General features: G+C 57.0%; 6 protein-coding genes. 1 reads left to right on the plus strand and 5 read right to left on the minus strand.

The features are described 5' to 3' along the window. Nucleotides 1–3: 3 nt before the first annotated feature. Both sdhD and sdhC read right to left on the minus strand, forming a co-directional pair. Nucleotides 4–372 (minus strand): succinate dehydrogenase, hydrophobic membrane anchor protein, encoded by a 369-nt coding sequence (gene sdhD / locus BFN10_RS10200; RefSeq protein WP_003172805.1) that lies wholly within the window; start codon nt 370–372, stop codon nt 4–6. After that, on the minus strand, nt 366–740 hold the full coding sequence (gene sdhC / locus BFN10_RS10205) for a succinate dehydrogenase, cytochrome b556 subunit (protein ID WP_003172804.1): 375 nt from the start codon (nt 738–740) through the stop codon (nt 366–368). Before sdhC ends, sdhD begins: the two co-directional genes overlap by 7 nt. A 365-nt stretch (nt 741–1,105) precedes the next feature. Between sdhC and gltA the strand changes: the two genes are divergently transcribed. Then, on the plus strand, nt 1,106–2,395 hold the full coding sequence (gene gltA, locus BFN10_RS10210; protein WP_028615712.1) for a citrate synthase: 1,290 nt from the start codon (nt 1,106–1,108) through the stop codon (nt 2,393–2,395). A gap of 183 nt (nt 2,396–2,578) precedes the next feature. Here gltA and BFN10_RS10215 read toward each other — a convergent pair whose 3' ends face one another. From BFN10_RS10215 to BFN10_RS10225, 3 genes are all read right to left on the minus strand, one after another. Further along, nucleotides 2,579–4,237 carry a cation acetate symporter gene (locus BFN10_RS10215; protein ID WP_071489586.1) on the minus strand — a complete coding sequence of 553 codons (1,659 nt, stop codon included), beginning with the start codon at nt 4,235–4,237 and terminating at the stop codon, nt 2,579–2,581. Then, the gene (locus BFN10_RS10220; RefSeq protein ID WP_016972153.1) at nt 4,234–4,545 is read right to left on the minus strand and encodes a DUF485 domain-containing protein; all 312 of its coding nucleotides are present in this window, start codon (nt 4,543–4,545) and stop codon (nt 4,234–4,236) included. Before BFN10_RS10220 ends, BFN10_RS10215 begins: the two co-directional genes overlap by 4 nt. 265 nt (nt 4,546–4,810) lie before the next feature. Further along, nucleotides 4,811–5,959 (minus strand): integrase core domain-containing protein, encoded by a 1,149-nt coding sequence (locus BFN10_RS10225; RefSeq protein ID WP_071488463.1) that lies wholly within the window; start codon nt 5,957–5,959, stop codon nt 4,811–4,813. Between the last annotated feature and the right edge of the window lie 103 nt (nt 5,960–6,062).

The raw sequence follows: 6,062 nt of genomic DNA on the forward strand, positions 1-6,062 counted from the left end.
GAATCAGATACCCCAAAGAATCTGCACACCCCAGACGAAGTAAGCGAACATCGCGACGCCGCAGACTGCCTGGAAGAGGAAACGTACTGCAGTCGCGGACTTGCCCAGCGCCATCGGCGTCAGGTAGTCGGTCGCGATGGTCCACATGCCTACCCAGGCGTGTGCGCCCAGGGCAACAAGGGCCAGCAGACTGAAGATTCGCATCGCATTGTGGGAAAACAGGCCGTGCCATTGCTCATAGCCAATGCCCGGATTTGCGACGAGGTATCCGATCAGGAAAATGAAATAAGCCGCGAGAACGACCGCAGACACACGCTGTGCCATCCAGTCATAGAGGCCCGAACGCGACAGATTCGTAACGCTGGTTACCATATCCAAACTCCTGCCAGAACGATCAGCACCACGGAAATGGCGATGATGATTTTCGAGCCCAGGCGGCCGCCTTCCAGCGTCTCACCGATGCCCATGTCCATGATCAAGTGGCGCACACCGGCTACCAGGTGATACAGCAGAGCGGACAGGAGGCCCCATGCTACGAACTTGGCCAGCGGGCTGGTCAAGCATGCCTTCACCTCGGCGTATCCTTCCTCGGAACCCAGGGATTTGCTCAATGCATAAAGCATGATGCCCAAGCCCAGGAACAGGATGATGCCGGAAACACGGTGCAGGAACGACGTAACGCCGGTGATGGGGAGTTTGATGGTCCTTAGGTCTAGGTTTACAGGTCGTTGGCTATTCACGGCTTTTTTTCACACTGAAGAGCCCCTAACAATCAGGGCAAAGTTGTTGGGGAGTGCGACTGGTCAGGTAAGCACCACCCAGGGAGTGCGACCCCCAATGAAAGCAAGCCCAAAAGCCCTTGGCGGTCGGTGGCCGAGTATAGACAGTTAGGTTACTAATGACAACGCGCACTCCTCACCCTAATAGCGGATTGCGCTGGGGGAATAAAAGGCGTAAATGGCAGGCAATTTCGAGGAAAAAGTACGGTTAAAGCCTTCTGGTGCAAGACTTTAGGCAAATTGACATCTGGATTTATATCAATATAGTGGTGCGGGCCCTGCGTGGGGGGTCTGTCTGATGATTTGAAGCATAAATAGGAGGCCACATGGCTGACAAAAAAGCGCAGTTGATCATCGAGGGCGCAGCCCCCGTCGAGCTGCCCATTTTAACCGGCACCGTTGGTCCCGATGTTATCGACGTACGGGGCCTGACGGCCACGGGCCGTTTCACATTCGACCCAGGCTTCATGTCGACCGCCTCTTGCGAGTCGAAGATCACCTATATCGATGGTGATAATGGCATTTTGCTGCATCGCGGCTACCCGATCGAGCAACTGGCCGAGAAATCGGACTACCTGGAAACCTGCTACCTGCTGCTAAATGGCGAACTGCCAACAGCCGAGCAGAAAGCCCAGTTCGTCAGCACCGTGAAGAACCACACCATGGTCCACGAGCAGTTGAAGACCTTCTTCAACGGCTTCCGTCGCGACGCCCACCCGATGGCCGTCATGTGCGGTGTGGTCGGCGCCCTGTCGGCCTTCTATCACGACTCCCTCGACATCAATAACCCGCAGCATCGCGAAATCTCCGCGATCCGCCTGGTTGCCAAGATGCCGACCCTGGCCGCCATGGTCTACAAGTACTCCATGGGCCAACCCATGATGTATCCGCGCAACGACCTGACGTACGCGGAAAACTTCCTGCACATGATGTTCAACACGCCGTGCGAGATCAAACCGATCAGCCCGACGCTGGCCAAGGCCATGGACCGGATCTTCATCCTCCACGCCGACCACGAGCAGAACGCCTCTACCTCCACCGTACGCCTGGCCGGTTCTTCGGGTGCCAACCCGTTCGCCTGTATCGCCGCCGGTATCGCCGCACTGTGGGGCCCTGCCCACGGCGGTGCGAACGAAGCGGTATTGACCATGCTCGATGAAATCGGCGATGTGTCCAACATCGACAAGTTCATCGCCAAGGCCAAGGACAAGAACGATCCGTTCAAGCTGATGGGCTTCGGTCACCGGGTCTACAAGAACCGCGACCCGCGCGCCACCGTGATGAAGCAGACCTGCGACGAAGTGTTGAAGGAACTGGGCATCAAGAACGACCCGCAACTCGAACTGGCCATGCGCCTGGAAGAGATCGCCCTGACCGACCCGTACTTCATCGAACGCTCGCTGTACCCGAACGTCGACTTCTACTCGGGGATCATCCTCAAGGCGATCGGCATTCCAACCAGCATGTTCACCGTGATCTTCGCCCTGGCGCGGACCGTGGGCTGGATCTCCCACTGGAAAGAAATGCTCTCCAGCCCGTACAAGATTGGCCGTCCGCGCCAGCTGTACACCGGCTACGAGTCGCGTGACATCACCCAGCTGGAAGATCGCAAGTAAGCATCGCTGAGTTGCACCGAAGACGGCCTCCCCTAGCGGAGGCCGTTTTTGTTTGTGCCGACTGGGCGACCGCTATCGAGGGCAAGCCCCCCCCCGATGACGCGGGTCCCCATAACGCAGAACCCCAGGCAAAAAAAATGCCCCGGCCTTTCGACCGGGGCATTTCCTTTTCGGGCTGCAACCTTAGTGATTCACCGCCCCACTCGCCCCCAGGCCAGTCTGCGAACGCACAAACTGCGGGAAGTACAGCGCACGCTCTTTCTCTGCCGCCGCCGACTTGTCGGTGATGGAGAAGAACCAGATGCCGACGAACGCAATGATCATCGAGAACAGCGCCGGGTATTCGTAAGGGAAGATGGCTTTTTCATGGTGCAGGATCGAGACCCAGATGGTCGGGCCAAGGATCATCAGGCCAACCGCACTGACCAGGCCCAGCCAGCCGCCGATCATCGCGCCACGGGTGGTGAGGTTTTTCCAGTACATGGAAAGCAGCAACACCGGGAAGTTACAGCTGGCAGCAATGGAGAACGCCAGGCCGACCATGAACGCAATGTTCTGGCTTTCGAACAGGATACCCAGGCCGATCGCCAATACGCCCAACGCGATGGTGGTGATCTTCGAGACGCGAATCTCATCCTTGTCGTTGGCCTTGCCTTTCTTGATCACACTGGCGTACAGGTCATGGGACACCGCCGAAGCACCGGCCAGGGTCAGGCCTGCAACCACCGCAAGGATGGTGGCGAAGGCCACGGCCGAGATGAAGCCCAGAAAGATACTGCCGCCCACCGCGTTGGCCAGGTGCACCGCCGCCATGTTGTTGCCGCCAAGCAATGCACCAGCCGCATCCTTGAACGCCGGATTGGTGCTCACCAGCAGGATCGCGCCGAAACCGATGATGAAGGTCAGGATGTAGAAGTAGCCGATAAAGCCAGTTGCATACAGCACGCTCTTGCGCGCTTCCTTGGCGTCGCTCACGGTGAAGAAGCGCATCAGGATGTGCGGCAGGCCGGCGGTACCGAACATCAGTGCCAGGCCCAGGGAGAATGCCGAGATCGGGTCTTTCACCAGGCCGCCAGGGCTCATGATCGCTTCACCTTTAGGGTGAACCTTGATCGCCTCGGAGAACAACATATTGAAGTCGAAGTTGACGTGCTTCATCACCATCAGCGCCATGAACGAGGCACCGGACAGCAACAGCACCGCCTTGATGATCTGCACCCAGGTGGTCGCCAGCATGCCGCCGAACAGCACGTACATGCACATCAGGATCCCCACCAGGATCACCGCTACATGATAGTCCAAGCCGAACAGCAGCTGGATCAACTTGCCCGCGCCCACCATCTGCGCGATCAGGTAGAACGCCACCACCACCAGCGAGCCGCAGGCCGAGAGGCTGCGAATCTGGGTCTGGCCCAGGCGATAGGACGCCACGTCGGCAAAGGTGTACTTGCCCAGGTTACGCAGGCGCTCGGCGATCAGGAACAGAATGATCGGCCAGCCCACCAGGAAGCCGATCGAGTAGATCAGACCGTCATAGCCGGAGGTGTAGACCAGTGCGGAAATCCCCAGGAAGGACGCCGCCGACATGTAGTCGCCGGCAATGGCCAGGCCGTTCTGGAAACCGGTGATCTTGCCGCCGGCCGCATAGTAGTCGGCTGCCGATTTGTTGCGCTTGGAAGCCCAGTAGGTGATGCACAGGGTCGCACCGACAAACGCGATAAACATCACGATGGCCGATATGTTCAGGGGTTGCTTGTGCACTTCACCAGTCAATGCGTCTGCCGCCCAGACGGCCGGAGCAAAAAGCGAAGCGCCGAATATTGCCAGTAGACGACGGATCATTGCGCAGCCTCCTTGAGAATCGCATTGTTCAGGTCGTCAAACTCGCCATTGGCCCGGCGCACGTAGATGCCGGTCAGGATGAAGGCGGACACAATCAGCCCGACGCCCAGGGGAATGCCCCAGGTAATCGAGGAACCAGGGCTGAGCTTGGCCCCCAGCACTTGTGGCCCGTAGGCGATCAACAGGATGAAAGCGGAGTAAAGCCCTAGCATGATCGCCGAGAGAATCCAGGCGAACCTTTCCCTTTTTCTCACCAGCTCCTTGAAACGCGGGCTGTTTTGAATCGAGAGGTAAATGCTGTCGTTCATTGTTTTTATCCTCGCAGCACAGCTTTTTTATTATTGGAACGTATCCACTGTATGCGGCTGCCGTAGAGGTTCCAGACGACCTTAGTCTTAGATCGAGTGTAGCGAGGGTTTGCGGGGGCGCAGGGAGATTTGCGGGAGGCAAAATTAATGTGGGAGGGGGCTTGCCCCCGATAGCAGTGTGTCAGCCAGTACATCGATAGCTGACAGATCGCTATCGGGGTGTAGAACCGTAGACATCGTTTACATCTGAAACCGGGGACATCGTTTACACATTTGAGGCTTGGACGCGGGTCATACCTCGTCCAAGCCTCCCCAAGGGATAATCACACAGGTACAAATCCCAGACATCATCCTCAGCTTCTTTAAGACCTATCCTTTCTCCGGATAGGGCCTCGCTGACAAATACCAACTTGCCGTTCCACTTGATCGATCCATCCTGCCTGACGCTTCGCACCCGCATTTCTGCCGGATACTCCACATCGGGCAAGCACCCTGGGTACCGTCGGGTAGATGGCACGTACACATCTCCCGGACGTTTCATACCAAGCGCTTCATGAGGGCGTACGTAATTGAACTCATGCCGGAAATGCTCCAGCAAAAGCTGCTGCTCGACCAAGTTGCTCCCTAGCGGTAGCTCAAGTTTCAGGCTGCGATGCATTCGTTCGTGTCGACCATTCTGGGCAGGTCTTCCCGGCATGGTTCGCTCGGGATAGATACCTAAACGGATCCACCAAACGGCCAGTGTGGATATCCTCGCCAGGCCAGGAGAGGCGAAAGGGACTCCGTTGTCTGAGCGAATGACTTCCGGCATGCCGTAATCCTGAAAAAGCCGCTCAAAGGTTTGTTTTACAGGCTGGGTCATGATTTTAGGATGAGCCCTGCACGCCAGAATCAAACGGGATGCATGGTCTGTAACCGTCAGCGGGAAGCAAAGCTGGGCGTTGAGCATCTTGAATTGCCCTTTGTAGTCCACGCACCAGGTTTTGTTGGGGTCATTGGCCTCTCGCATTTCAATATGCGAGGTACCGTGCCGACGCTTGAACCGCCGTTTGCTGACCAGCCCAAGTCGGTCAAGCCATTGGCCGGCTGTACTGGGAGACGGCCAATCGATAGAGGGATCTTCAATTCGCAATAGCTCAATGAGCTTCTTTGGCCCCCATTTATCGTGGGCTTCCTTCATGGCCACTACGCGAGCCAGGATCTTATCGTCGGTCTTGTTGGGGCTGTTATGAGGTCGCCGAGAAACCTCGGCTAACGACTTCAAATCGCCGTTATGCCGAGAAATCCATTTGTCTACGGTAGGTCGACTGACACCGAAGCGGCGGGCCAGCTGGCTTTTCGTGAAGTTACCCGAAAGCCAGTCAGCAACCAGCTTGATTCGTTGGTTCATGGGGGACTCTTGGTTCCAGGGCATGATCAGTTACCTCCTGATCATGCGTATTAACCTGTAAACCATGTCCCCGGTTAGAAATGTAAACGATGTCCCCGGTTTGTACCGGGGCAAGCCCCCTCCCACA

Source organism: Pseudomonas extremorientalis (assembly GCF_001870465.1).
Classification (GTDB): domain Bacteria; phylum Pseudomonadota; class Gammaproteobacteria; order Pseudomonadales; family Pseudomonadaceae; genus Aquipseudomonas; species Aquipseudomonas extremorientalis.

Coding starts and splice junctions, on each gene's coding strand:
- sdhD (WP_003172805.1), bottom strand. CDS start 372: ATGGTAACCAGCGTTACGAATCTGTCGCGTTCGGGCCTCTATGACTGG.
- gltA (WP_028615712.1), top strand. CDS start 1,106: ATGGCTGACAAAAAAGCGCAGTTGATCATCGAGGGCGCAGCCCCCGTC.
- BFN10_RS10215 (WP_071489586.1), bottom strand. CDS start 4,237: ATGATCCGTCGTCTACTGGCAATATTCGGCGCTTCGCTTTTTGCTCCG.
- BFN10_RS10220 (WP_016972153.1), bottom strand. CDS start 4,545: ATGAACGACAGCATTTACCTCTCGATTCAAAACAGCCCGCGTTTCAAG.
- BFN10_RS10225 (WP_071488463.1), bottom strand. CDS start 5,959: ATGCCCTGGAACCAAGAGTCCCCCATGAACCAACGAATCAAGCTGGTT.